General features: G+C 64.7%; 15 protein-coding genes and 1 riboswitch. Of the genes, 7 read left to right on the forward strand and 8 right to left on the reverse strand.

Translation table 11 applies throughout. The features are described from left to right. Positions 1–78: 78 nt before the first annotated feature. Positions 79–2,106 carry an aminotransferase class V-fold PLP-dependent enzyme gene (locus V3C40_RS27930; RefSeq protein ID WP_331779125.1) on the forward strand — a complete coding sequence of 676 codons (2,028 nt, stop codon included), beginning with the start codon at positions 79–81 and terminating at the stop codon, positions 2,104–2,106. Between the two features lie 407 nt (positions 2,107–2,513). After that, positions 2,514–11,141 carry a GH36-type glycosyl hydrolase domain-containing protein gene (locus V3C40_RS27935; RefSeq protein ID WP_442907322.1) on the forward strand — a complete coding sequence of 2,876 codons (8,628 nt, stop codon included), beginning with the start codon at positions 2,514–2,516 and terminating at the stop codon, positions 11,139–11,141. On the opposite strand, the gene V3C40_RS27940 is transcribed toward V3C40_RS27935, so the two are convergent. Then, on the reverse strand, positions 11,138–11,359 hold the full coding sequence (locus V3C40_RS27940) for a hypothetical protein (RefSeq protein WP_331779126.1): 222 nt from the start codon (positions 11,357–11,359) through the stop codon (positions 11,138–11,140). The genes V3C40_RS27935 and V3C40_RS27940 overlap by 4 nt on opposite strands. Before the next feature lie 112 nt (positions 11,360–11,471). Further along, positions 11,472–12,047: a TMEM165/GDT1 family protein gene (locus V3C40_RS27945; protein WP_058050181.1), complete on the reverse strand. Its 576-nt coding sequence runs from the start codon at positions 12,045–12,047 to the stop codon at positions 11,472–11,474. Between the two features lie 21 nt (positions 12,048–12,068). Continuing rightward, positions 12,069–12,238: riboswitch (yybP-ykoY riboswitch) on the reverse strand. Positions 12,239–12,383: 145 nt separating this feature from the next. Here V3C40_RS27945 and V3C40_RS27950 point away from each other — a divergent pair. The 4 genes from V3C40_RS27950 to V3C40_RS27965 all read left to right on the forward strand — a co-directional run bounded on the left by V3C40_RS27950 (position 12,384) and on the right by V3C40_RS27965 (position 18,890). Continuing rightward, positions 12,384–14,765: a M1 family aminopeptidase gene (locus V3C40_RS27950; protein WP_331779127.1), complete on the forward strand. Its 2,382-nt coding sequence runs from the start codon at positions 12,384–12,386 to the stop codon at positions 14,763–14,765. Positions 14,766–14,883: 118 nt separating this feature from the next. Continuing rightward, positions 14,884–16,743 (forward strand): M1 family metallopeptidase, encoded by a 1,860-nt coding sequence (locus V3C40_RS27955; protein ID WP_331779128.1) that lies wholly within the window; start codon positions 14,884–14,886, stop codon positions 16,741–16,743. A gap of 22 nt (positions 16,744–16,765) precedes the next feature. Next, the gene (locus V3C40_RS27960; protein ID WP_331779129.1) at positions 16,766–18,403 is read left to right on the forward strand and encodes a serine hydrolase; all 1,638 of its coding nucleotides are present in this window, start codon (positions 16,766–16,768) and stop codon (positions 18,401–18,403) included. Positions 18,404–18,695: 292 nt separating this feature from the next. Beyond that, the gene (locus V3C40_RS27965; RefSeq protein WP_046682096.1) at positions 18,696–18,890 is read left to right on the forward strand and encodes a hypothetical protein; all 195 of its coding nucleotides are present in this window, start codon (positions 18,696–18,698) and stop codon (positions 18,888–18,890) included. A 59-nt stretch (positions 18,891–18,949) separates the two neighbouring features. Here the strand turns inward: V3C40_RS27965 and V3C40_RS27970 are convergent, their stop codons facing one another. Beyond that, positions 18,950–19,777: a class I SAM-dependent methyltransferase gene (locus tag V3C40_RS27970; protein WP_319992126.1), complete on the reverse strand. Its 828-nt coding sequence runs from the start codon at positions 19,775–19,777 to the stop codon at positions 18,950–18,952. 88 nt (positions 19,778–19,865) lie between these two features. Further along, positions 19,866–20,522: a pyridoxamine 5'-phosphate oxidase family protein gene (locus V3C40_RS27975; protein WP_331779130.1), complete on the reverse strand. Its 657-nt coding sequence runs from the start codon at positions 20,520–20,522 to the stop codon at positions 19,866–19,868. A 109-nt stretch (positions 20,523–20,631) separates the two neighbouring features. On the opposite strand from V3C40_RS27975, the gene pdxR reads away from it, so the two are divergent. Beyond that, a complete protein-coding gene (gene pdxR, locus V3C40_RS27980; protein WP_331779131.1) occupies positions 20,632–22,119 on the forward strand; it encodes a MocR-like pyridoxine biosynthesis transcription factor PdxR in 1,488 nt (495 codons plus the stop codon). 10 nt (positions 22,120–22,129) lie between these two features. On the opposite strand, the gene V3C40_RS27985 is transcribed toward pdxR, so the two are convergent. The 4 genes from V3C40_RS27985 to V3C40_RS28000 all read right to left on the reverse strand — a co-directional run bounded on the left by V3C40_RS27985 (position 22,130) and on the right by V3C40_RS28000 (position 26,414). Continuing rightward, positions 22,130–22,909: a spermidine synthase gene (locus tag V3C40_RS27985; protein WP_034753170.1), complete on the reverse strand. Its 780-nt coding sequence runs from the start codon at positions 22,907–22,909 to the stop codon at positions 22,130–22,132. 59 nt (positions 22,910–22,968) lie between these two features. Continuing rightward, on the reverse strand, positions 22,969–23,493 hold the full coding sequence (locus tag V3C40_RS27990) for an FxDxF family PEP-CTERM protein (protein WP_034753172.1): 525 nt from the start codon (positions 23,491–23,493) through the stop codon (positions 22,969–22,971). A 237-nt stretch (positions 23,494–23,730) separates the two neighbouring features. Continuing rightward, the gene (locus V3C40_RS27995; protein WP_331779132.1) at positions 23,731–25,047 is read right to left on the reverse strand and encodes a sensor histidine kinase; all 1,317 of its coding nucleotides are present in this window, start codon (positions 25,045–25,047) and stop codon (positions 23,731–23,733) included. A gap of 14 nt (positions 25,048–25,061) precedes the next feature. Beyond that, the gene (locus V3C40_RS28000; RefSeq protein ID WP_034753173.1) at positions 25,062–26,414 is read right to left on the reverse strand and encodes a sigma-54-dependent transcriptional regulator; all 1,353 of its coding nucleotides are present in this window, start codon (positions 26,412–26,414) and stop codon (positions 25,062–25,064) included. Between the last annotated feature and the right edge of the window lies 1 nt (position 26,415).

Here is a 26,415-nt window from a genome sequence, read left to right on the forward strand (position 1 = left end):
ACGGGGGCGGGCCGGTAGACTATCCATATGTTCCAGCCGCCTGCGCTGCCCCTTTTATAGAATACTCAGACTGCCATCATGAAAGAAATCTACCTCGACAGCAATGCCACCACTTGCGTGCTGCCCGCCGCCGTTGCCGCTGCCAAGCAGGCGATGGAGCAGGGCTATGGCAATCCCAGCAGCACCCACGCGACGGGATTGCAGGCCAAGGCCATGATGGATGGCGTGCGCCGGCGCGCCAGCGGCTTGCTGGGCGTGGGCGATGGCCGCCTGATGTTCAACAGCGGCGCCACCGAAGGCATCCAGACGGCCGTGCTGTCGGCCCTGTGCGCGTTGCGCGAACGGCGCGATGCGGGCAAGCGCATCGGCAGCCTGCTGCTGTATGGCGCGACCGAGCACAAGGCCGTGCCGGAAAGCCTGGCGCACTGGAATCGCCTGCTGGGCCTGAACCTGGAAGTGCGCAAGCTGCCCGTCGATGCGCAGGGGCGCCACGATCTGCAGGCACTCGGTGCGCTGATCGGCGACGCGGCCATGCTGTGCACGATGGCGGCGAATAATGAAACGGGTGTCGTCAGCGATTTGTCCGCCATCGCGCAGCTGCTGCAGGAGCGCGGCGCCGATGCCTACTGGATGGTCGATTGCGTGCAGGCGCTGGGCAAGCTGAAGCTGAACCTGGCCGCCACGCGCATCGATTACGCGCCGTTTTCCGGCCACAAGCTGTATGCGCCCAAGGGCATCGGCATGCTGTACGTGCGCGCCGGCGCCCCGTTTACCCCGTTGATGATGGGCGGCGGCCAGGAAGCGGGCTTGCGCTCGGGCACGGAAAACATGGCCGGCATCGCCGCGCTGGGCGCCGTGCTGGCCGCGCTCGACGATGGTAAGACCTTCCGCAGCCACGCCGACCTGGCCGCGTTCCGCGCGCAGCTGGTGGCCAGCCTGGAACGTGCCTTCCCCGGCATCGTGTTCAATATGCCGTTCGACTTGTCCTTGTCGACGACGCTCAATTTTTCCGTGCCCGGTTTGTCGTCAAAGGAATTGCTCGATCTGTTCGACGCGGCGCGCGTGCGCGTCAGCTCGGGCAGCGCCTGTTCCGCCGCCAAGGCGCTCCCCAGCTATGTGCTGGAAGCGATGCACGTGCCGCAATGGCGTGCCAGCTCGGCCATCCGTTTGTCGTTCGGTCCCCTGATCGACGCGGCGACCATTACGGCCGCCTGCGCGCGCATCGAGCGCTGCGGCGAAGCGCTGCGCAGCAGCTGCCTGCTGCCGTCCGCGCTGGCGCCATCGCCGCAGGACGGCGTGATTCAGCTCAGCGTCGATGGCCAGTGCACCTGGCTGCTCAGCGACGCTGCCAGCGCCAGTTGCGTCGTCATCGATCCCGTCGCCGCGCTCGTGCCGCGCCTGGCCGCTTTCATCCGCTGCCAGCACTTGGCCTTGCGCGCCATCGTGCACACGGCGGCACCAGCCGACCATGGCGTGGCGCGCCTGGCGCTGCTGCAGGAACTCGAGATCGAACAAGTCGGTCACGTCGATATCGACGGTGAGCTGGCGCTGGGCCAGCAGCGTTTGCGCCGCGTCGAATGCGGCGAAAACCATGTGTATCTGCTGGGGCAGCGCTTCGCCTTCATCGGTGCCTTGGCGCCCGAAGCGTTGGCGCCCTTGCTGGATGCGGCGCTGCTGACACAGGATACCGTGCTGTGCGCGTCAGGCGACGACGGCAGCATTTGCGCTACCGTGCGCACCGTGCAGGACGGTAGCGCGCCGGCTGTCGAACTGCAGCTCGATGCGGCCGCCTTACCCGCCTTCCTGCGCCAGCATCCCGACGCCATCCTCGTCGACGTGCGCGAAGCGTATGAACACGCGGCGTGCGCCGGCACGGTGTTCGAGGGCTGCGAGGTGCGCAGCGTACCGCTGAGCCGCCTGGCGGGACAGGTGGCCGCGTGGCTGCAGCAGCCGCAGCGCCCGCTGGTATTTTTCTGCCGCAGCGGTAACCGCAGCGCGCGCGCTAGCGCCTGCCTCCGCCGCCTCGGTCACGGCGCGGCATGGCAACTCAATGGCGGCATGGCGATGGCCGAGGCGACGCGCCACCCGCTGGCCATCGCCGCCTGAACGGTCTGAACTTTCTTCCTTGAAATATTGCACCGTGCCATCTTTGGCACGGTGCTCTTCTCGCATTTCTTGCATTCATTTCCTGACGGCATTTTTCTGCCGCTCAACAGGCTAATTTCTTTGCTGAAACGTCCCTAAAACGTGATGTATGTACGCTAGCGCACGGTCTTGCGCAGATGGCGCACCTACGATGAAGTTCAGAAAATCTCCCTATACCCTGAGATTCGTCGCAACGCTCCGGCGCTTCGCTTTCCGTCTTCGCCAGTGTCCGATCGTGTTCTTCCAGACTGGGCCAGCGTGACGGCGGCCGCTGGCTGTGTGCGCGCACCTAGCGAGGCCCCAAGTTGAAAGAGTACACAGCAGTTGTCACGCAGCAGATCAAGGAACAGATTTCCAAAGTTAAAGAAATCTTCCGCGACCATTCCCTTGCACCGGACACCTTCGACGCCGCGCGCGACGATGCCTTGCCCCTGCGTTCCGAATTATTCAGCGCCATGCAGATGGCCGCCCACGGCAAGCACGTGGCCACCGGCCATGCGGTGGGCAAGCATCACGGCCGCGACCGCCTGTTGGCGCGCCTGGCCGATAATGCGGCCCTGATCACGGCCACCGTCAACGAGCTGACGGCGACCGTCAAAAGCGGACGCCAGGTCACGCCCGCCTCGGAATGGCTGCTCGATAATTTTTACCTGATCGAAGAGCAGATCCGCACCACGCGGCGCCATTTGCCGAAGAACTACAGCAAGGAGCTGCCGCGCTTGACGTCGGGCCCCGACGCCGGCTGCCCGCGCGTCTATAAAATTGCGCTGGAAATCATCTCGCACGGCGATGGCAGGGTCGACCTGGAAAACCTGTGCCACTTCGTCGAGGCTTACCAGGATGTGGCCACCCTGACCCTGGGTGAACTGTGGGCAGTGCCCATCATGCTGCGCCTGGCCCTGATCGAAAACCTGCGCCGCGTCGCCGTGCGCGTGGCCGACGACCGCATGCAGCGCGACCTGGCCAATACCTGGGCCGACCAGATGACGGAGATAGCCGAGCGCAATCCCAGCGGCTTGATCCTGCTCGTGGCCGACATGGCCCGTTCGAATCCGCCGATGACCAGTGCCTTCGTGGCCGAATTGTCGCGCCGCCTGCAGGGACAGAGTTCCTCGCTGACCCTGGCGCTGTCGTGGCTGACGCACAAGCTGGCCGAGTCGGGCCTCACCATCGAACAGCAGATCCAGTCCGAGATCGGGCAGCAGGCGGCCGACCAGGTATCGATCGCCAACAGCATCGGCAGCCTGCGTTTTCTCGGCACCATGGATTGGCAGGAATTCGTCGAGACCATGAGCGTGGTCGAGCAGACCTTGCGCCTCGATCCGGCCGGCACGTATGGATTGATGGATTTCGCCACGCGCGACAGCTACCGCCACGCCATCGAACGCATCGCCAGGCGCAGCGCGCGCAGCGAAGTGGAAGTGGCCGAGATGGTGGTGCAGCTGGCGCACACGCACGGCAACGGCAATGACGCGCGCCGCGGCCACATCGGCTTCTACCTGGTGGGGCGCGGCGTGCTGGTACTGGAAAAACAGGCAGGCGCGAAGCTGCCCTTCGTCGAGGCGCTGCAGCATACGGCGCGCGCCGCGCCGCTGGCCGTCTACCTGGGCGCCATCTGCTTCCTGACCCTGGCGACGAGCGCCTTGCTGCTCGAGCGCGCCGTGCGCCATGGCGTGCAGGGCTGGCCCCTGGCGGCGCTGGGCGCGCTGGCGCTGCTGGGCAGCAGCCAGCTGGCCGTGGCCGTGGTGAACTGGCTGGCGACCCTGATGACGTCGCCGCACCCGCTGCCGCGCATGGATTACCAGGCCGGCATTCCGTCGGACGCGCGCGGCATCGTTGTCGTGCCGACCCTGATCTACAGCGAGGAAAACGTGGCGGCCCTGTGCGAGGCGCTGGAAGTGCGTTATCTCGCCAACCGCGACCCGAACCTGCGTTTCTGCCTGCTGACGGACTTCGTCGACGCCGAGGCGCAAACGATGCCGGGCGACGAAGCCCTGCTGCGCCAGGCGCAGGAGACCATCCGCATCCTGAACGAGAAATACCGCGTGGAGGGCGTCGAATTCAAGGAAAACGGGGACCCTGCCGATCCCGAGGAGCTGGGCCATGTGGGACCGTTCCTGCTGCTGCACCGTCCGCGCCTGTGGAATTCGCAGCAGAATGCGTGGATGGGGCAGGAGCGCAAGCGCGGAAAATTGTCCGACCTGCACGCGTTCTTGCGCGGCGGCGCGCGCGACAAATTCTCGCTGGTGGAAGGCGAGTTGCGCGGCCTGCGCACGATCAAATACGTGATCACGCTCGACACCGATACGCAGCTGCCGCGCGACGCGGCGCGCGAATTCATCGCCACCATGATGCACCCGCTGAACCGCCCCGTGCTCGACGCGGCCGGCACGCGCGTCGTGGCCGGCTACGGCATCCTGCAGCCGCGTGTGGCCGTGGCGCTGCCCAGCGCGAACGCCTCGCGCTACGAGCTGCTGTGCGGCGGCGAACCGGGCATCGACCCGTATACGCGCACCGTCTCCGACCTGTACCAGGACGTGTTTTATGAAGGCTCGTTCATCGGCAAGGGCATCTACGATCTCGACATGTTCGAGCGCGTGCTGGGCCAGCGCCTGCCCGACAATAAAATCCTCAGCCACGATCTGCTGGAAGGCTGTTATCTGCGCGCCGGCCTCTTGAGCGACTCGCAGCTGTACGAAGAATATCCGGCCCGCTACGACGCTGACGTGAGCCGCCGCCAGCGCTGGATCCGCGGCGACTGGCAACTGGTCGGCTGGCTGCTGGGCCGGGTGCCGGGCCGCGCCGGCAAGCGCGAACGCAATCCCTTGTCGATGCTGTCGCGCTGGAAGCTGTTCGACAACCTGCGCCGCAGCGTCGTCGCGCCCGCGACCACCTTGTCGCTGCTGCTGGTGTGGGGCTTCTTGCCGCACGTGGCCTTCTGGAGCGCGGCCGTGCTGGCCATCATTTTCCTGCCGCCTGTTTTTTCGGCCCTGTACGATCTGCTGCGCAAACCACGCGACACCCTGTGGCGCCAGCACCTGGCCGCCTTCGAGCGGCGCTGCGGCGTGCAGTTTTCGCACGCCATGCTGACCCTCGTCTTCCTGCCGTACGAAGCGTGGATCAGCCTCGATGCCATCGTGCGCACCCTGTGGCGCCTGGGCGTGTCGCACAAGCATTTGCTCGACTGGCGCGCCTCGAACCTGCATGTATCGTCAGGTTCGCAGGCCGACAGCTGGCGCGCCATGTGGTGCTCGCCCGCGCTGGCGCTGGCCACCTTCGGCGCCTTGCTCTACTGGCGTCCGGAAGCCTTGCCCGCCGCCGCCGTGGTGCTGCTCTTGTGGCTGGCCGCGCCCGCCATCGCCTGGTGGATCAGCCGCCCCATCGAGCGGGCCGTGGCGCGCCTGTCGGCCGAGCAGGGACGTTTCCTGCACGGCGTGGCGCGCAAGACCTGGGCCTATTTCGACACCTTCGTCGGGCCGGACGACCACTGGCTGCCGCCTGATAACATGCAGGAACACCCGAACCTCGTGGTGGCGCACCGTACCTCGCCGACGAATATCGGCCTGGCGTTGCTGGCCAACCTGACGGCCTACGATTTCGGCTATCTGACCCTGGGCCAGTTGATCGAGCGCAGCCGCGCCACCCTGCACAGCATGGGCGAACTGGAACGCTTCCAGGGCCATTTCTATAACTGGTACGACACGCAGACCCTGAAGGCGCTGCAGCCGATGTACATTTCAACGGTCGACAGCGGCAACCTGGCCGGCCATCTGCTGACCTTGCAGCCGGGACTGGTGGAGCTGTATGACGCCCCGATCATCGGCGCGCAAGTGGTGCAGGGCATCCGCACGACGGCGCAGGTGCTGCAGGAATTCATCGCCGCCGAAGGCGAGGGCAAGGCCATGCGCGACAGCATGACCCTGCTGCAGGCGCAGGCCGCACCGGCCAGCCTGGCCGAATGGCATGCCTACCTTTCTGCCGCGAATGGCGCGGCCGACGCGCTGCTGTCGCTGACCTTGCAAAGCGAGGATGGCGAGCTGTCGATGTGGGCGGGTGCGCTGGCGCGCCAGTGCCGTGCGGCGCTGGCCGAGTTGCTGCAACTGGCGCCGTGGGCGGCGCAGGCGGGTGTCGATGCGGCGTGGCTGCGCGTGCCGACCCTGCGTGAACTGGCCAACCTGGAAACGCCGGAAGGCCTGCCTTCGGAGTTGGCCGCCTTGCTGGCGCAGGGCCGCGAACAGGCGGGCCGCCACATGCGCGACATCGCCCACGCGGCGGGCCAGGCGCGCGACTTCGCGCAGATCGAATACGGCTTCCTGTACAACCCATCGACAAAACTGCTGGCCATCGGCTACAACGTGAGCGAGCGGCGCCTGGACCCCAGCTACTACGACTTATTGGCTTCCGAAGTGCGCCTGGCCAGCTTCATCGCCATCGCCCAGGGCCAGCTGCCGCAGGAGCACTGGTTCGCCCTGGGCCGCCAGCTGTGCATGGTGGCCGGCCAGCCCGTGCTGCTGTCGTGGAGCGGCTCGATGTTCGAGTACCTGATGCCGCTCCTTGTGATGCCGAACTACCCGAACACCTTGCTCGACCAGACCTACCACTCCGTCATCGAGGCGCAGATCGATTACGGGCGCCAGCGCGACGTGCCATGGGGGATTTCCGAATCCGGCTACAACACGGTCGACGCCAGTTTGAACTACCAATACCGTGCCTTCGGCGTGCCGGGGCTGGGCTTGAAGCGGGGCCTGGCCGACGACCTGGTGGTGGCGCCGTACGCCAGCATGATGGGCCTGATGGTGCAGCCGGAAGCGTCGTGCCAGAACCTGCAGCGCATGCAGGCGGCCGGCTACATGGGTCGCTACGGCTTTTTTGAAGCGATCGATTTCACTACGGCGCGCCTGCCGCGTGGGCAGGGCAGCGCCATCATCCGCTCCTTCATGGTGCACCACCAGGGCATGGGCTTTCTGGCCCTCAGCTACCTGCTGCACGACCGCCCGATGCAGCGCCGTTTCGAGTCCGATCCGCTGCTGCAATCGGCCTTGCTGGTGCTGCAGGAACGCACGCCGCAGGCGGGCGCGTTTTACTCGAACACGGCCGAACTGGCGGTGCTGCGCAGCGGCGCGCCCGAGCAGGCCATGCCGATGCGCATCCTCACGCAAGCCAACAGCGCCGTGCCGGAAACGCAGCTGCTGTCGAATGGCCGCTACCACGTCATGGTGAGCAATGCGGGCGGCAGCTACAGCCGCTGGAAAGACCTGTCCGTGACGCGCTGGCGCGAGGACAGCACGCGCGATAACTGGGGCAATTTCTGCTATCTGCGCGACCTCGATGATGGCGAAGTCTGGTCCACCATGTACCAGCCCACGTTGGCCGAACCGAAGAAATACGAAGTGATTTTTTCGGAGGGCCGGGCCGAGTTCCGCCGCGCCGACCATGGCCTGGACCTGTACACGGAAATCGTCGTCTCGCCCGAGGACGACATCGAAATCCGGCGTACGCGCATCAGCAATAATTCGAACCGCCAGCGGCGTATCGAGATCACCAGCTTTGCCGAAGTGGTGATGGCGCCGGCGGCGGCCGATGCGGCCCATCCGGCGTTCAGCAAACTGTTTGTGCAGACGGAAATCCTCGCGCATGAAAAGGCGATTTTATGCACGCGCCGGCCCCGCTCGAAAGAGGAGCAGATGCCGTGGCTGCTGCATGTGATGACCGTGCACGATATCGAGCGCTACGAAGTATCGTTCGAAACGGACCGCGCGCGCTTCATCGGCCGCGGCAATACGGCGCAGCTGCCGCAGGCGCTGCAGGAAAGTGGCCCGCTCAGTGGCGGCCACGGTTCCGTGCTCGACCCCATCGTGGCCATCCGCTATGTCATCACGCTCGAACCCGACCAGGCCGTCACCGTCGACAGCGTCACCGGCATGGCCGAACAGCGCGATGCGGCCTTGCACCTGATCGACAAATACCAGGACCGCCATCTGGCCGACCGCGTGTTCGAACTGGCCTGGACGCACAGCCAGGTGGTGCTGCGCCAGTTGAACGCCAGCGAAGCGGACGCGCAGCTGTATGCGCGCCTGGCCAACGCCGTGATCTATCCGAATGCGGCCCTGCGCGCTGAGGCCAGCATCCTGATCAAGAACCAGCGCGGCCAGTCCGGCCTGTGGGCGTATGCCATTTCCGGCGACCTGCCCATCGTGCTGCTGCAGATACGCGACGCGGCCAATATCGAGCTGGCGCGCCAGATGGTGCAGGCGCATGCCTATTGGCGCCTGAAAGGATTGATCGTCGACCTGGTGATCTGGTACGAAGAGCAGTCGGGCTACCGCCAGCTGCTGCACGACCAGATCATGGGCTTGATCGCCTCGGGCATCGATGCGCAGGCGATCGACCGTCCGGGCGGCATCTTCGTGCGCCTGGCCGAGCAGATCGCCAATGAAGACCGCATCTTGCTGCAATCGGTGGCGCGCGCCATCATCAGCGATTTGCGCGGCACCCTGGCCGAGCAGGTCAAACGCCCGCCGAGCCCCGTGCTGCGCATGCCGCCGCTGCTGCAGGACCCGGCCCGCGAACAGGGCGGCGTGCCGCACCGGGCGCCAGAGCGCCAGTTGATCCTGGAAAATGGCCTCGGCGGTTTTACACCCGACGGCCGCGAATACGTGATCACCACGGCAGAAGGCAAGCAGACGCCGGCGCCGTGGTCGAACGTGCTGGCCAACGCGCAATTCGGCACGGTGGTGTCCGAAGCGGGCCAGGCGTACACGTGGAGCGAGAATGCGCATGAATTCCGCCTCACGCCATGGCAGAACGACCCTGTCTCCGACCTGTCCGGCGAAGCGTTCTATGTGCGCGACGAGCAAAGCGGCCAGTTCTGGTCGCCCACGTCACTGCCGGCGCGCGGCAGCGGCGACTACGTGACGCGCCACGGTTTCGGCTACAGCATTTTCGAACACAGCGAAGGAGGTATCGCCACGGAATTGTGCACCTATGTGGCGCTGGACGCGGCCGTCAAATATTCGGTGATCAAGGTGCGCAACGACAGCGGCGTGCCGCGCCGGCTGTCCGTTACCGGCTATGTGGAATGGGTGATGGCCGACCTGCGCGCCAAGTCCGGCATGCATGTGGCCACCGAGGTCGACACGATCAGCGGCGCCCTGTTTGCGCGCAATAACTACAACACGGAGTTTTCGGGCCGGGTCGGCTTCTTCAATACGGACGCCAGCATCCGCTCCATCACCTGCGACCGCAATGAATTCATCGGCCGCAACGGCAGTCTGGCGCAGCCGGCGGCGCTGCGCCGCGTACGCCTGTCCGGCAAGGCGGGCACGGGACTGGACCAGTGTGCCGCCATCCAGGTGCCGTTTGAATTGCAGCCGGGGCAGGAGCGCGACATCGTCTTTATCCTCGGCGTGGGCGGGCGCCGCAATGCCGACGCCAGCACCATGGTGCAGCGCCATGCGGGCAAGGAAGCGGCGCGCGCTACGCTCGACGCCGTGCGTGCGCACTGGGACAGCACCCTGGGCGCCGTGCGCATCGAGACGCCCGACCCGTCGCTCGACGTGATCGCCAATGGCTGGCTTATGTACCAGACCATCGCCTGCCGCCTGTGGGCGCGCAGCGGCTATTACCAGTCGGGCGGCGCCTACGGTTTCCGCGACCAGCTGCAAGACGCGATGGCGATGATACACACGGCGCCGCAGCTGCTGCGCAAGCACTTGCTGTTGTGCGCGGCGCACCAGTTTGTCGAAGGCGACGTGCAGCACTGGTGGCATCCGCCATCGGACCGCGGCGTGCGCACGCACTGCTCCGACGATTACCTGTGGCTGCCACTGGCCGCCTGCCGCTATGTGATCGCCACGGGCGACGTCAACGTGCTGTCGGAAGTGGCGCCCTTCATTGAGGGGCGCGCCGTCAAGCCGGAAGAGGATTCCTACTACGACTTGCCCGTGCGCTCGGGCGAGTCGGCCGACCTGTACGAACATTGCGTGCGCGCCATCCGCCATGGCCTGCGCCTGGGCGTGCACGGTTTGCCGCTGATCGGTTCCTGCGACTGGAACGACGGCATGGACAAGGTGGGCGAACATGGCAAGGGCGAGAGCGTGTGGCTGGCCTTCTTCCTGTACGAAGTGCTGCAGCGCTTTGCCGAGGTGGCCATGCTGCGCGGCGACGCTGCGTTCGCCCAGTTCTGCCGCGACGAAGCCGTGAAACTGGCGGCCAACGTCGAGGAACATGCGTGGGATGGCGAGTGGTACCGGCGCGCGTATTTCGACGATGGCACGCCCTTGGGTTCGCACACGAACGAGGAATGCCAGATCGATTCGATTTCGCAAAGCTGGGGCGTGCTGTCGGGCGCCGCCAACAAGGAGCGGGTCGCCGGCGCCATGCGCCAGGTCGATGCGCGCCTCGTGCGCCGTGATTCCGGGGTGATCCAGCTGCTCGATCCGCCGTTCGACAAAGCCGACCTCAATCCCGGCTACATCCGCGGCTATGTGCCGGGCGTGCGCGAGAACGGCGGCCAGTACACGCATGCGGCCATCTGGACGGCGATGGCGTTTGCCCGCATGGGCGATGGCGAAAAGGCATGGGAACTGCTGCGCATGATCAGTCCCGTGCGCCATGGCGCAGACGCGCAGGAGGTGGCGCGCTACAAGGTGGAGCCGTACGTGGTGACGGCCGACGTGTATGCCGTGGCGCCGCACGTGGGACGGGGCGGCTGGAGCTGGTACACGGGATCGTCGGGCTGGCTGTACCGGTTGATCGTCGAATCCCTGCTCGGCTTGACGCGCGAAGCGAACGTGCTGCGCATGGCACCGATGATGCCGGCCGAGTGGCGCAGCTTCAAGCTGCATTACCGCTTCGGCGCCAGCAGCTACGCCATCACGGTGGAGCAGGCGCAGGGGCGGCCTGCGGGACTGTCGCTCGATGGCGTCGCGCAGGGCGGCAACAGCATCGCCCTGCGCGACGAGGGCCGCGAGTATGCGGTGCTGCTGCTGGTTTAGTCTTGCCCACGTACTTGCCACGTATCGTGTTCGGGACGGCGCCGGCCGGCCAGCAGGATCAGGCCGGCGCCAAACAGCAGCAGGTCGCGCGTGCGCACTTCGGGCGCGGACTGCGTTGCCGTCTGCTGGTGGTAGTTCAAGGCTGCCGCCGTGGCGGCGGCAGGCTGGCTGGCGCAAGCGGCCAGGCACAGCGCCGCCATTTTTCCATTCAAATACATACATTCCTCAAGAAAGCGCACCGGCCGTTGGGATCGGCGCGCCGGTATTCATGTCGCCGACATTGTAATTATGAACATGAATATTGTAAATGAGAAATTATCCAAGACTGTCTCAGAAACCCAGGGCGGCGCCTGCACCGAGCAGGGTGGCCACGCCCAGCACGGCAAACACCAGCGCCGCGATGCCGTGCACGAGGCGCAGCGATACACGGTTGGCGATCCTGTCGCCCAGGTAGACGGCCGGCACGTTGGCCAGCATCATGCCGAAGGTGGTGCCCAGCACGACGGAAACAATGTCGTGGTAGCGCGCCGCCAGCGCCACGGTCGCCACTTGCGTCTTGTCGCCCATTTCCGCCATGAAGAAGGCGATCAGGGTGGTCAGGAAGACGCCGTATTTGGCCAGCTTCGTTTCGTCTTCATCGAGCTTGTCGGGGATCAGCGTCCAGGCGGCCATGGCCAGGAACGACACGCCCAGTACCCAGCGCAGCACGTCGGGTCCCAGCATGCTGGTAATCCAGGCGCCGACGGCGGCGGCGAACGCGTGGTTGGCGATGGTAGCGACGAAAATGGCCAGCACGATGGGCAGGGGTTTACGAAATTTGGCGGCCAGCAGAAAGGCCAGGAGCTGGGTTTTGTCGCCGATTTCAGCGAGACCGACGATGCCGGTGGAGATGAGGAATGCTTCCATGAGATTGCAAGAGGTACGCGGGCCGGACGAATTAACCAATGATCCACAGGCGACTCCGGCCCATGCGGCCGCCCTGGATCAATGGTCTCGTCAAGTTCTGCAACCACCTGCACCATGGCCTGCGGGCCAATCATGTTGATACAGGTTCCCGCGGCAGGACCGCGGGACGACTACTCCCCAATGTTCGAGGCGCATCATACGCCAATGCCCGCGCCGGCGCCAGTAGCGCCCGGGTGGGGCGCGGCCCGGTGTGTGGGACTTCGACAACAATGACCGATTGCAAACAGACTCGACTTAGAATGCAGTTCTGTCCACGACTCCCAGATGGAATGCGCCATGCCGGTCCTTGTCCGCTTGCTTGCCTTGTGTTTGACCTTGTTTGTCCCCTTGTCCGGCCTGTGCGCCGCCGCGCCCTTCGACGACAAGTTCCGCCAGCTGGAAGAGCTGCTGCCCACGCCGAACAGCTACCGCACGGCGTCCGGCGCGCCCGGCCACGCCTACTGGCAGCAGCGCGCCGATTACGTGATCCGCGCCACGCTCGATGAGGAACGCCGCGCCATCACGGCCAGTGAGCAGATCACCTATCACAACCGCTCGCCCGACAGCCTGGCCTATCTGTGGCTGCAGCTGGACCAGAATGGCTTGCGCCAGGATGCCGACCAGCGCCGCGTATTGAGTGCCCCATCGCGCCAGTCCTGGCTCAGTGGCAGCGAAGACGAGGCGCTGAAATTCGAGGACTTGCGCGCCATCCATGCGGGCCGCGAATTTGACGGCGGCTTCAAGCTCACCGCCGTGAAAGCGGCCAACGGCAAGCCGCTGCCGTATGTGGTCAACCAGACCATGCTGCGCATCGATCTGCCGGTGGCGCTGGCGCCCGGCCAGAGCGTCACGTTCAATATCGACTGGTCGTATCGGATCAATGACCAGAAGGTGCTCGTCGAGCGCTCCGGCTACGAGTATTTTGAAGACGACAAGAACACGATCTTCCAGATCGCGCAGTGGTTCCCGCGCATGGCCGCGTATTACGACGCCGTTGGCTGGCAGCACAAGCAGTTCCTCGGCTCCGGCGAATTCACGCTGGAGTTTGGCGACTACGAGCTGTACCTGACGGTGCCGGGCGACCACGTGGTGGCCGCCACGGGCGAACTGCAAAATCCTGCGGCCGTACTGAGCGCGGCGCAGCGCGAGCGCCTGGCGCGGGCGAAAAACAGCAACACGCCGCTGCTGGTGATCACGCCGCAGGAAGCGCTGGCGGCGGAAAAAGGCAAGGCTGCGGGGATGAAAACCTGGCACTTCAAGGCGGCCAATGTGCGCGACGTGGCGTGGGCCTCGAGCCGCAAGTTCATCTGGGATGCGCTGGGCCTGGACAGCGGCGGCAAGCGCGTGATGGCGATGTCGTATTACCCGAACGAGGGCAACCCGCTGTGGCAGCAGTACAGCACGCGCGCCGTCGTGCACGCGATCGAGCAGTACAACAAATACAGTTTCGACTATCCGTATCCGAACGCGATTTCCGTCAACGGCGCCGTGGGCGGCATGGAGTATCCGATGATTGCGTTCAATGGCGGGCGCCCCGTGAAGGACAAGAAGACGGGGGAGCTCACGTATTCGAAGACGGCAAAGTATGACCTGATCGGCGTGATCATCCACGAAGTGGGCCACAATTATTTTCCCATGATCGTCAACTCGGACGAGCGCCAGTGGACGTGGATGGACGAGGGCCTCAACTCCTTCCTGCAGTACCTGGCCGAGCAGGCGTGGGAAGAGCATTTCCCGTCGTGGAATGGCGAGCCGCGCAAGATCGTCGACTACATGCGCAGCCAGAACCAGGTGCCCATCATGACCAATTCCGAGTCCTTGCTGCAGTTCACGGCGAACGCCTACGACAAGCCGGCCACGGCGCTCAACATCCTGCGTGAAACCATCCTCGGGCGTGAACTGTTCGACTTCGCCTTCAAGCAGTACGCGCTGCGCTGGAAGTTCAAGCGCCCGACGCCGGCCGACTTTTTCCGCACCATGGAAGACGCGTCCGGCACGGACCTGGACTGGTTCTGGCGCGGCTGGTTCTATACCACCGATGCGGTCGACATCAGCATCGACGGCATCAGCGAATATGGCGTTAGTACGAAGAATCCGGAAATCGAGAAAGCGTGGAAGAAGGCGCAGAAAGACGCGCAGCCCATCTCGATTTCGGACCAGCGCAACAAGGCGCTGCCGAAGAAGGTCGACATCGACCCCGCGCTGAAGGATTTCTATAACCGGCACGATGATTTCACGGTCACCAACAAGGACCGCAACAGCTATGCGGAAGAGCAGGAAACGCTGGAGCCGTGGGAGCGCAAGCTGCTGGAACAGCGCAACATGGGCAAGCACTTGTACCTGGTCGACTTTTCGAATCTCGGCGGCCTGGTGATGCCGCTGATCCTGGAAATCGAACTGAAAAGCGGCAAGAAGATCATCGAGCGCGTGCCGGCCGAAGTGTGGCGCTATGCACCGCACAAGATCAGCAAGGTGATCGTCACGGACGAGCCGATGGTGGGGCTGGTGCAGGACCCGTACTGGGAGACGGCCGACATCGACACCAGCAACAATAGCTGGCCGAGAAAAATCACGCCATCGCGCCTCGAGCTGTTCAAGCTTGATCGCGACAAGAACAACCTGATGAAGGATTTTAATACGCCGCTCAAGGCGCCCGAGGCCAAGCCGGAAGCAAAATAGGGAAACAGCGCCGGCCAGTCCGGCGCTTTTTTCTGCCGGCCCGCGCCGGAAGTGCTATTCTGCGCGACGCCCCGGCGCACACGGACCGGGGCTTTCGCAAATCATTCAAAAGACGACCATGCAAACTTTGACCTTCCTGCGCGCGCTGGGCTGTGCGCTCCTTTGCCAGGTAACCCTGGCCGCGCACGCCGACCCCCTCAGCTATGCGCGCTACGACCAGGTGCGCACGCGCGACCTGCAGCTGGACCTGAAAGCGGACTTCAAGCAAAAGACGCTCTCCGGCTATGCCGAACTGTCCTTGAACTGGATCGATCCGGCGGCGCGCACCCTGGTGCTCGATACGCGCGATTTGTCGATCGCGAAAGTGCAGGTACAGGACAAGCGCGGCGCCTGGCAGATGGCGCCGTACCAGCTGGACAAGGCCGACCCGGAAAAGGGCCAGGCGCTGCGCATCACCACCACGGGCCAGCCGGGCAAAGTGCGCGTCTACTACCACACGGCGCCGAACGCCATCGCGCTGCAGTGGCTCACGCCGCAGCAGACCATGTCGGGCAAGCTGCCTTTCATGTTCAGCCAGTCGCAAAGCATCAACGCCCGCTCGTGGGTGCCATCGCAGGATACGCCGGCCGTGCGTTTTACGTATAGCGCGCGCATCGATGCGCCAGCGGGCATGCGCGTCGTGATGAGCGCCGAGAACGACGAAAAGGCGACGGGCAAGGGCGGCTGGAAATTCAGGATGCCGCAGCCGATTCCATCGTACCTGCTGGCCATTGCCATCGGCGAATTGGAAGTGCGCAAACTCGGTCCCCGCTCCGCCGTGTATGCGGAACCGCCGCGCATCAAGGCGGCCGAATACGAGCTGGCCGACACGGAAAAGATGATCCAGGCAGCCGAAGCGCTGTACGGTCCATATGGCTGGGGACGCTACGACATGATCGTGCTGCCACCGTCGTTCCCCTATGGCGGCATGGAAAACCCGCGCCTGACCTTCCTCACGCCGACCATGATCGCGGGCGACCGCAGCCTGGTCGACCTGATCGCGCATGAACTGGCCCACTCGTGGTCGGGCAACCTGGTCACCAACGCCTCGTGGAAGCACATGTGGCTCAACGAAGGCTTCACCACCTACGTCACCACGCGCATCGTCGAGCAGCTGTATGGCAGCGAAGTGGCGCAGATGGGCGTGCAGGTCGACCAGGAAGAACTGGCCGCTGCGATCCGCGAACTGCCGGCCGCGAAAACGGCGCTGATCACGCGCGACGCGGACGCCAACCCGGCCGAAACGTACACGGACGACGGCATCATCTATCCGAAAGGCGCCTGGTTCCTGGCCACCATGGAGCGCCGTGCCGGCCGCGCCGTGTTCGATCCTTTCCTGCGCGGCTGGTTCGACCAGCACGCGTTCCAGAGCGTGACGACGGAGCAGTTCATCACCTACCTGCGCAAGAACCTGCTGGCGCAGCATCCGGCCGTGATGCCGGAAGCGGAACTCGATGAATGGCTGTATGGCACGGGCGTTCCGGCCAGCGCGCAGCGCGTCGTCTCGCCGCGCCTGGCGCTGCTCGACCAGCACCGCGACGCCTGGTTGAAAGGCACATTGCCGACGAAAGACCTGGGCATGGACAAGTGGATCGCCATCGAATCGATGCACTTCCTGAACGACATCAACAACAAGGCCAGCGCGGCGCAATTGCGTGAGCTGGACCAGGTCTACGGTGTGGGCAAGAGCGGCAACAATGAAGTGGCCTACCGCTTCTACCTGGCCTCCGTGAACGCCGGCTACGACGTGCAGCAGCCCTTGCAGGCATTCCTTATGAGCGTGGGCCGCCAGAAGTTCGTCGTGCCCCTGTACAGCGCCCTGATGAAGACGCCGCAAGGCCATGCGTGGGCCAAGGACGTGTATGCGAAGGCGCGCGAACGCTACCACCCGGTGACGCAGGAAAGCGTCGACAAATTGATGGCCGCGCAAGCGCATTGAACCTTCTTTGGACATCCTGACCATGCATACCATGAACCGCCTCGCCGCCGCCATCGTGCTGGCGTTTTCCGGCATCGCCATGCCGGCGCTGGCCCTTGACGCGGCCCCCGTTGTCGCCGCCGCACCGGTGCCCGCGCCGGCCTTCGATCTTGAGCGCGACGTCGCCACCGCCCTGAAAGTGTTCGACGTGCCCGGCATGGCGATCGCCATCGTCAAGGACGGTAAAGTCATCACCGCCAGGGGCTTTGGCGTGCGCAAGCTGGGCGAGCCGGCCGCCGTCGATGCGAAGACCGTGTTCGAAGTGGCATCGAACTCGAAAGGCTTCACGGCCGCCGCGCTGGCCATGCTGGTCGACGAGGGCAAGCTGGCCTGGGACGATCCCGTTACCAAGCATTTGCCCGGCTTCCAGATGCACGATTCCTACGTGACGGGCGCCATGACCATCCGCGATTTGCTGACGCACCGCAGCGGCCTGGGCCTGGGCGCCGGCGACTTGCTGTGGTGGCCGACGACGACCTTCAGCACCGACGAGATCATCGAGAAGCTGCGCTACATCCGTCCGGCCACGAGTTTTCGCAACAGCTATGCCTACGATAACCTGCTGTACATCGTAGCCGGCAAGATCATCGCCGACAAGGCGGGGAAAAGCTGGGGCGAGGCTATGCATGAGCGCATCCTGGCGCCGCTGGGCATGACGGGCACCACCACCAGCCTGGCGGAGAACGCGGGCAATCCCGACGTCGCCAATGCGCACAGCAAGATCGACGGCAAGATCGCCGCCGTCAAATCGATGCCCGTGCCGAATGCCGTGGGCGCCGTCGGCATCAACACGAATGCGGAAGATATCGCCAAGTGGATGATGGTGCTGCTCGACGGCGGCAAGATCGCCGGCGTGAAGGACAAGGATGGCAAGGACGCGCGCCTGTTCAGCGAAAAGCAGGGACGCGAAATGTGGACGGCGCAAACGCCGATCAAGATTTCTGAACCGAAGCCGGCGCTGGCCGCGACGAAACCGAATTTCAGCGCGTATGGCCTGGGCTTCCAGCTGCGCGACTACAAGGGCATGAAGGTGGCCATGCACGGCGGCGCGCTGCAGGGCTTTTATTCACGCGTGGTGATGGTGCCGGAAGCGAAGCTGGGCGTGGCCATTCTGACCAATGCGGAAAATGGCGGTTCCATGACGGCGCTGCAATGGCGCATCCTCGACCATTACCTGCAGGCGGCGCCGTCGGACTGGCTGGCGCTGGTGGCCAAGGTGGAGCAGGACCAGCATGCGGAAGAAGTGAAAAAGCAGGGCAAGGCGTCGAGCGCGCGCGCGGCTAGATCGCAGCCATCGCTGCCTCTGGCGGCCTACGACGGCGAGTATGAAGATGCCTGGTACGGCAAGGTCATCATCAAGCCCGAAGGGAAAAAACATATCCTCAGCTTTACGCGCACGCCGGACCTGACGGGCGAGCTGGAACACTGGCAGCACGACACCTTCATCGTGCGCTGGAAAGAGCGCAACTTCAACGCCGACGCCTACGTGACGTTCTCGCTCAATCCCGATGGCAGCATCGACCGGGTGAAGATGGCGCCCGTGTCGGCCGAGACGGATTTCAGCTACGACTTCCAGGACCTGAGCCTGGTGCCGGTGAAACCGAAGGAAGCGAAGAAATAAAGGGTCGATACATAAAGGGTCGATACCAGAACCGCAGCCTGTGCTGCGGTTTTTTTTCGCCCGTTGCCATGCAAATGCGCGGCAGGAGGGTGGCGGGCCGGTTTTTATTCCATGAAATGGGGCGAAAAAGAAACGTTATCTTGTTTTCTTGTTTGCGGATTTACTAACTTTTCAAGGTGATACTATTTCCGTGCGCCATGAAATTTGTCTGTCGACAGACGCTTTCTGGCGGCTGACGTCTTTGTCTTCCAGTGTTTTTTATAACGACTCAACTTTGGGGAATGGGATAAAAATGATCAATGTGAAAAAAGCCGTATTTGTCTTTTGCGCCGCCGTCGGTTTTGCCGGCGCCATCAGTTCTTCCGCGTTTGCCTTGCCAACGCGTGAAACCTGCGAGGAAGCCTATACCGCCTGCGTGACGGACGGCGATGCCAACGCCTGCACCCTGGTCAAGCGCCTGTGCGGCGTGTACGGCATCCATCTGTAAGGCGGCATTCCAGTCCGGGATCGGGCGGCGCGCCGGAGTGGCGCGCCGCCGTTTGCTTTTTATGGCTTGACGAACTTCAAGGTCATGCGGTCGCTCTCGCCGATGGCCGTGTACTTGGCCCGGTCCACATCCTTGTTGGCGTAGGTGGGCGGCAGCGCCCAGACGCCGCCCTGGTGGTCCGCCGTGTCTTTCGGATTGGCGTTGATCTCCGACTTGGCCGCCAGTTTGAAACCTGCGCCTTCGGCCAGCTTGATCACATACGCTTCGTGCATGTAGCCGCTGCTGGCCGTGGCGTCCTGCGCCTTGTTCGCCGGCAGGCGGTGCTCGACGACGCCGAACACGCCGCCCGGTTTCAGGCTGTCATACACTTCCTTGAACAGGGTCTGCATGCCCGCTTCGCCGATCGGTATCCAGTTGTGGATATTGCGGAAGGTGAGCACCATGTCGGCCGTGCCCTTGGGCGCGATGCGGTAGGTGGTGGGTGGCGCAAAGGCGCCGATGTCCACCTTGCCGAAGGCGGCTGGATTGGCGTCGAGTTTTTGCTGGAAGCGCGCCGCGCCACGGCGTGCGCCTTCGCTGCTTGACTGCGGGTCGTTGCCGGCGGCAATCAGCTTGCCGTTGTCGCGCAGGTAGGGCGCCAGGATCTCCGTGTACCAGCCGCCGCCGGGCGCCAGCTCCACCACCGTCATTGTCGGCTTGATGCCGAAGAACGTCAGCGTTTCATACGGGTGGCGGGCGCTGTCGCGCAGCGCGTTGGCCGGCGTGCGCGCACTGCCGGCGATGGCCGCCTTCAGGGCCGCGTCGCCCGCATCGGCGGCCAGCGCCGCGCCGCTGCCGCCACAGGCCAGCATGACCGTCAGGGCCGCAGCCAGGGATACTCGCTTCATCATCATTTGCTCCATGCGTGATTGGATCGGTTGGTGAATTGGTGGCGATCGCCATCAACGCCGATCATCGGTCAAGCACGCTGGCCGGTCAAGCGGATTCCGTACTCCATGCGGCGGCATACGCGGGCATGTCGCAGGTGTTGAGCGCATCGGCGACGGCCGCGCCACGGCCGTGCGTGAACGGCAGTTCGCCCGTCCAGACGGCATGCGCCATGTCGCCAGCATCGTCGAGCGGGCCGCCCTTGCGCTGCTTGACGGCGTATTCGTCGAGCGCGATGCGCAGCACGGTGGTGGCCGCGTATTCCTTGGCGTTGCCGCCGCGCACGTGCGCCAGGCGTCCCGGCACCAGCTTTTCCATCAGCGCGTCCATGGCCGCATGCTGCTGGCCGATGTCGCTGACTTTTTCAAACCGCCCGTACACCATCGCCGAACGGTAGTTCATCGTGTGGTTGAAGGCGGAGCGTGCCAGCACCAGGCCGTCGAGATGGGTGACCGTCACGCACACGTCGCTGTCTTGCAGGAGCTTGAGCATGCGGCTGCCGTTCGAGCCGTGGATATACAGGTGGCCATCGATGCGCCAGCAGGCGGTCGGGATGCAATGGCTGCCCTTGTCGTCGTGGAAGGCGATATGGCACAGGTAGGCGGCATCGAGGATGGCGTACAGGGCGGTTTGCTCGTAGCTGGCCAGTTCGGCGACGCGGCGCACGCGGGTACGGGGGCTGGGAGGCAGGGCGGTAGTGGTCATGGCGGAAGTCCCGTTGGTTGAAGAGGAAGGCCGCACTATAATCGGCATCTGGCCCTGAAAAAAGATCCAGAACCGATAAATAATGTAGAGCCACAGTTGAGGGAGCCACATGGATTTTGCTTTGCTGCTGAACGCATTCGAGCGCACGCACCGCGAGCGGGGCTGGCCGCGCCAGCGCCTGCTGCATGAATGCCTGCGCGCGGCGATCCGCGGCGGCCAGCTGGCCCCTGGCACGCGCCTGACCGCCACACGCGTGCTGGCCGCGGAACTGGGACTGGCGCGCAATACCGTGCTGTACGCCTACGAGCAATTGGCCAGCGAAGGGTTTGTCTTGCCGGACCGGCGCGGCACCGTCGTCGCCGGCAGCGTGGGCGTGCCGGAAGCGGCACCTGCTGCCGGCGGCAGCAATGACGGCTTGTCGCGCCGCGCCCGGCGTTTGCGCGGCGTGGCGGGACAGGATGCCAGCGCGGCGGTGGTGTTTCCCGCCGACGCCATGGGCGCGTTCGCGCCTGGCGTGCCGGCGCTCGACGAATTTCCGCTGGCGCAGTGGCGGCGCATGCTGGACCGCGCGTGGCGCGCGCTGACGCCGCGCCAGCTCAATTACGGCGACCCTGCCGGCGAGCCGCAGCTGCGCATGGCCATCGCCGACCATTTGCGCGCCGCGCGCGGCGTCGTCTGCGATGCGGGCCAGGTGTTCATCACGGACGGCACGCAGAGCAGCCTCGATGTCTGCCTGCGCGCCTTTGCCGACCAGGGAGATACCTTGTGGATCGAGCATCCCGGCTATGGCGGCGCGCTGGCGGCGGGCCGTGGCGCCGGCTTGCAGGTGACGGGTATCGCCATCGATATGGATGGCATCGCGCCGACGGACGACGACTGGCGCGATACGCCGCCGCGCCTGATCTACACGACGCCGTCGCACCAGTATCCGACGGGCAGCGTACTCAGTCCCGCGCGCCGCATGGCGCTGCTCGAACGCGCGCGCGCGGCCGGCGCCCTGATCATCGAAGACGATTACGACAGCGAATTTCGCCATGGCGGCCCGCCGCTGGCGGCCATGCAGGGACTGGTGGCCGATGCGCCCATCGTGTACCTGGGCACCTTCAGCAAGACCATGTTCCCCGCCTTGCGCCTGGCCTTTATCGTCGTGCCGGCCGTGCTGGCCGGGGCCTTCGCGCAGATGCAGGCGCAGGGCGCCGCGCGGGGCCGCGTGGCCGAACAGCTGGCGCTGGCCGAGTTCCTGCGCAGCGGCCTGTTTGCGCGCCATGTACGCCGCATGCGCCGCCTGTACCGCCAGCGCCGCGACGCCTTGAGCGAGGCACTGCAGCGCCATGCGTGTGGGGGCGCGGCCATCCATGGCGGCACGGCCGGCATGCACCTGGCGCTGCGTTTCCATGATGGCGCATGGGATGACCTGGCGCTGAGCCGCCGCGCCGCGCAGGACGGCATCGTGGCGCTGGCCTTGTCCGCCCATGGTACGGGCGAGGGGACGGGAGAAGAGGCTGGCTGGAACGGTTTCCTGCTCGGTTACGCGCAGGTGCCGGCCGAGAACATGGATGGCCTGGCGCGCCGCCTGGGTGCAGTGCTGCCAGCGTGAGATTACGACTTTACTGCTGATCCAGCATCCACTGCTTCAAACCGTTGACCCAGTTCTTGGCGGGCAGGTTGAACTGCTTCTTGATGGTGGCGGCGCGTTCGTATAGCTCGCTGAAGTCGAGCGATGGCGATTTTTTGAAGGCCAGCACGACGATGTTTTCATCTTCCATTTCCGGCACCCAGACGACGGCGTCGAAGACCAGTTCCATCGCCTGCAGATTCTTGTCGTAGTTGGGGAAGTCGCCGAAGACATTCGTGCACATGATGCCCTCGTCCGTCAGGCAGTCGAAGCATGCCTGGTAGAACTCGGGCGTGTCGAGCACGGGGCCGCGCGCATCTTCATCGTACAGGTCCACCTGCAGCGCGTCGACGGTGCCATGGTTGGCCGGGTCGAGCACGAAGTCGAGCGCATTCATTTCGCGCACATCGAGGCGTGCGTCGTTCGGCGGCAGCGCGAACTGGGCGCCGCAGATGGCGATCACGTTCGGATTGAGTTCGATGGCCGTGACCGCGGCGTCGGGGAAGCGGCGGTAGCTGAACTTGGTCAGCGCGGCGCTGCCCAGGCCCAGTTGCACGATGCGTCTGGGCTGCGTCTTGAACAGCATCCACATCATCATCATCTGCACGTATTCAAGTTCGATGGCATCGGGTTTGTCGAGGCGCATGGCGCCTTGCACCCACTTGGTTCCCAGGTGCAGGTAGCGGATGCCGCGGTGTTCGGTGGTGGTGGCGGGCGGGTGGCCCGGGTGGCTGAAAGCGGTATGGCTGGTGGAGGTAAAGTCGGTCGTCATGGCGCCAGTTTAGCAGCCGCCAAAGAAAAAGACGCCGTGGCGTCTTTTGGGTGGAGCGCTCAAGATTGTTTGCGCCGCCGCGCCAGGAAGCCGAGTATGCCCAGGCCGGCCAGCAGCATGCCATAGGTTTCCGGTTCAGGAACGGGAGCCAGGTTCAAGTTGAAGACGCCGCCATAGCTGCCGCCCTTGGTGTTGCCGATGACGGTGAGGACCAGCGGGCCATTGAACAGGAGGTTCGTAGGCGCCAGTATTTCGCCCTGGGCATAGCCAAAGACGGTGGGGCCGCCAAAGCCGGTCAGGCCGATGCCATTCAGGTTGGCGCTGGTGAAGCTGATGGAGGAACTGTCCGAACCGGTGACGGACAGGTTGGCCAGAAAGGCTTGCGCGGTGGAACCGAAGGTCGCATCGGGTGTGAACGTGAAGGTATCGGTGAAGTCGCCGAGCGGACTGGGCACGGCGCTGAAGCCGCTGGTCCACAGATTCCCCGTGGTATTGACGAGGTTGACGATGTAGTCGGCGGCACTGGCGCTGCCGATGGAAGCAGCGCTCAGTACTGCCGCTGCGATGAGTGATTTTAATTTCATGTTGATCCCCGCGAAAAGACGATTGATGTTTCAAAAAAACCGTACCGCGCTGATAAATTATCGCTGAGACATCACGTTGTCAATTAGTTATTTCAATATCATTATGCAAACTCAAATAGCTTATTTCTAACGCACGGGCATGGGACGTGAATGATTTCAATATTGACAATTGTTATTGTCAATATTTTACTCAAAATCGTCCGGGATTTTGTGGTCTAAAAATCGTTACGCTGGGAACTAATTTCTGTCCAGCAAGGGAAGAATCAAGGTTACCGCCAAGCCGTCACCCTCGCGGTTGGCCAGGGTGATGCGCCCGCCATGGGCTTCGGCGATTTCGCGCGCCAGGGCCAGGCCCAGTCCCGTGCCGCTGCGCTTGGTGGAATAAAACGGCACCAGCGCGTTTTCCAGCACGGCGCCGCTCATGCCCGGCCCGCGGTCGCGCACTTCGATGCGCAGCTGGCCATGCGCCTGGCTGACGTGCAGGCCGATATGCTCTTCCCGCGAGCCCGATTCCAGCGCATTCTTGAGCAGGTTCAGCAGCGCTTGCTGCATTTGCGCCGCATCGAACAAGGCCGCTTGCGCGGGCGGCGGGGCGTCGAGCGTGAAGGCTGCTTGCGAGGCCAGGCTGTCGAGGAAGAGGGGCCATTCGCATGGCGCCAGGCGCGGCGCGGGCAGTTTGGCAAAGCGCGCATAGCCGAGGATGAAGGTTTCCAGGTGACGCGTGCGCTCTTCGATGGTGGCGAGGATTTGCGGCAGGCGCTCCGTCTGGCCGCGGCGCACCAGCTCGGCGCCGGAATGGGCCAGCGAGGCCAGTGGCGCCAGCGAGTTGTTGAGTTCATGGCTGATGACGCGGATGACTTTTTTCCAGGTCTGCACTTCCTGCCGGCGCAGTTCCAGGGTCAGCTGGCGCAACAGCAGCAGTTCGTGCTTGCGTCCGTTCAGGCTGAAGCTGCGCCGCGCCAGGTGATACACCTCTTCCTGTTCCCCTTCGCCGCTGGTAAACAAGCCGTCGTTGCGGCGCGCCAGCGCTTCGGCCAGTGCCGGCGCCGCCTGCTGCACGATGTCGGCCAGGTGATGCCCTTCGAGCCGGCGTCCCTGGTGCAGCAACTGGCGCGCGGCCAGGTTGGCGTAGACGATGGCGCTGCCCTCGGCCACCAGCAGCATGGCCACCGGCGTGTTCTGGACCATGGTGTCGAGCAGCAGTTCGCGCTGCACCAGGTCCAGGCGCTGCTTGCGCAGCACGTCGCCCAGCGCATTGTGGGCCGCCACCAGGTCGGCCAGCTCATCGTCCTGCGGCCAGCGCAGGCTGAAGCCGAAGTCGCCGTCCTGGTAGCTCGTCACAGTACCGCTCAAGGCGCGAAACAGCGACAGCATCGATTGCAGCTGCGCGCGGATGGTGATGACGGCCACCGGCAGCACGCACAGCAGGGTACCGGCCAGCACCAGCAGCGGCTGGCCTGGCAAAAAATGCGCGAGCAGCAGGGCGATGACGATGCCCAGCACCAGCAGGGTGACGATCAGCGCCGTCCAGCGCGTGAGCAGGGAAAGGCGCATGGGACGGTAGGCCATCAGCCGCGCGCGATGCCCAGGCGTTCCATGCGCCGGTACAGGGCCTGGCGCGACAGCCCCAGTTCCTGCGCCGCCTGCGCCACCACGCCGTGCGCACGCGCGAGCGCCGCGGTGACGCTGTCGCGGTCCGGTTCCGTCGCGCCGGCATCTTGCGGCGCGCGCGGCGATGCCGCACCGGCCAGCGGCAAGCCCGTTTCCAGCGCGCCGATCACGGGGCCGGCCGTCAGCAGGCTGGCGCGCTGCATGACGTTTTTCAGTTCGCGCACATTGCCTGGCCAGCCGTGCGCCAGCAAGGTCGCCTGCGCCTGCGCGTCCAGCGTCTTTTCGCCGCCCAGGAAATGCCGCGCCAGGAACAGGATGTCCAGCGGGCGCTGGGCCAGCGCCGGCAATCGCAGTTCGATCACATTCAGGCGGTAGAACAGGTCTTCGCGAAACGTGCCGGCCTTGATCATCGCCGGCAGGTCGGCGTTGCTGGCGCTGATGACGCGCACTTTCACTTGCCGCTCGCGGTTCGAGCCGAGGCGCTCGAAGCGTCCCGTTTCGAGCACGCGCAGCAGTTTCATTTGTCCGGCCAGCGGCAGGTTGCCGATCTCGTCGAGGAACAGGGTGCCGCCGTCGGCCGCGTCGAACTTGCCGTCGCGCGCGCGCGTGATGCCCGTGTAGGCGCCCGCTTCCGCACCGAACAGTTCCGCCTCGATCAGCTCCACGGGCACGGCGCCGCAATTGAGCACGACGAAGGGGCCGCTGGCGACCTGGGAATTGGCTTGCACGATGGCGGCGATGCGTTCCTTGCCGCTGCCGTTCGGCCCCGAGATGAGCACGGGCACGTCGGCGCGCGCCACCTGGCACGCCAGGTGCACGACTCGTTCCGTAGCCGGGTCTTGCCACACCATGCCGCGCAAGTCGAAGTCGTGTTCCAGGGTGTGGCGCTGGCGCTGCTCGGCCACCACGCGCTGGCGCAGCGCGCGGTTGGCTTGTCCCAGTTCCAGCAGGTTCTGCACGCTGGCGATCAGGCGCCGGTCATCCCATGGCTTGGCCAGGTAGTCGGCCGCGCCCGACTTGATCAGGTCGACGGCCGCGTCGAGCTGGGTCCATGCCGTCAGCAGGATCACGGGCAGGTCCGGGTAGCGCGCGCGGATCGCATGGAACAGCGCGCCACCTTCCTCGCCCGACGTGGTGTCGGCCGTGAAGTTCATGTCCTGCACCACCAGGTCGATGGCGTGGCGCTCGAGCAGCTGCAAGCCTTCCTCGGGCGAGGCGGCGCGCACGGCGTCGATCTCATGCAGGGAGAACAGCACGTCGAGCGCGATGGCCACGGCGGCATTGTCGTCAATAATCAGTACGGTAGGCATG

Origin of the sequence: Janthinobacterium sp. LS2A, from assembly GCF_036543145.1 — a bacterium.
Classification (GTDB): Bacteria; Pseudomonadota; Gammaproteobacteria; order Burkholderiales; family Burkholderiaceae_D; genus Janthinobacterium; species Janthinobacterium aestuarii.

Excerpts from the sequence above, each read along its gene's own strand:
- V3C40_RS27975 (WP_331779130.1), bottom strand. The coding sequence starts at position 20,522 with ATGACCACTACCGCCCTGCCTCCCAGCCCCCGTACCCGCGTGCGCCGC.
- V3C40_RS27940 (WP_331779126.1), bottom strand. The coding sequence starts at position 11,359 with ATGTATTTGAATGGAAAAATGGCGGCGCTGTGCCTGGCCGCTTGCGCC.
- V3C40_RS27985 (WP_034753170.1), bottom strand. The coding sequence starts at position 22,909 with ATGACGACCGACTTTACCTCCACCAGCCATACCGCTTTCAGCCACCCG.
- V3C40_RS27970 (WP_319992126.1), bottom strand. The coding sequence starts at position 19,777 with ATGAAGCGAGTATCCCTGGCTGCGGCCCTGACGGTCATGCTGGCCTGT.
- V3C40_RS27950 (WP_331779127.1), top strand. The coding sequence starts at position 12,384 with ATGCCGGTCCTTGTCCGCTTGCTTGCCTTGTGTTTGACCTTGTTTGTC.
- V3C40_RS27990 (WP_034753172.1), bottom strand. The coding sequence starts at position 23,493 with ATGAAATTAAAATCACTCATCGCAGCGGCAGTACTGAGCGCTGCTTCC.
- V3C40_RS27960 (WP_331779129.1), top strand. The coding sequence starts at position 16,766 with ATGCATACCATGAACCGCCTCGCCGCCGCCATCGTGCTGGCGTTTTCC.
- V3C40_RS28000 (WP_034753173.1), bottom strand. The coding sequence starts at position 26,414 with ATGCCTACCGTACTGATTATTGACGACAATGCCGCCGTGGCCATCGCG.
- V3C40_RS27995 (WP_331779132.1), bottom strand. The coding sequence starts at position 25,047 with ATGCGCCTTTCCCTGCTCACGCGCTGGACGGCGCTGATCGTCACCCTG.
- V3C40_RS27945 (WP_058050181.1), bottom strand. The coding sequence starts at position 12,047 with ATGGAAGCATTCCTCATCTCCACCGGCATCGTCGGTCTCGCTGAAATC.
- pdxR (WP_331779131.1), top strand. The coding sequence starts at position 20,632 with ATGGATTTTGCTTTGCTGCTGAACGCATTCGAGCGCACGCACCGCGAG.
- V3C40_RS27930 (WP_331779125.1), top strand. The coding sequence starts at position 79 with ATGAAAGAAATCTACCTCGACAGCAATGCCACCACTTGCGTGCTGCCC.
- V3C40_RS27955 (WP_331779128.1), top strand. The coding sequence starts at position 14,884 with ATGCAAACTTTGACCTTCCTGCGCGCGCTGGGCTGTGCGCTCCTTTGC.
- V3C40_RS27965 (WP_046682096.1), top strand. The coding sequence starts at position 18,696 with ATGATCAATGTGAAAAAAGCCGTATTTGTCTTTTGCGCCGCCGTCGGT.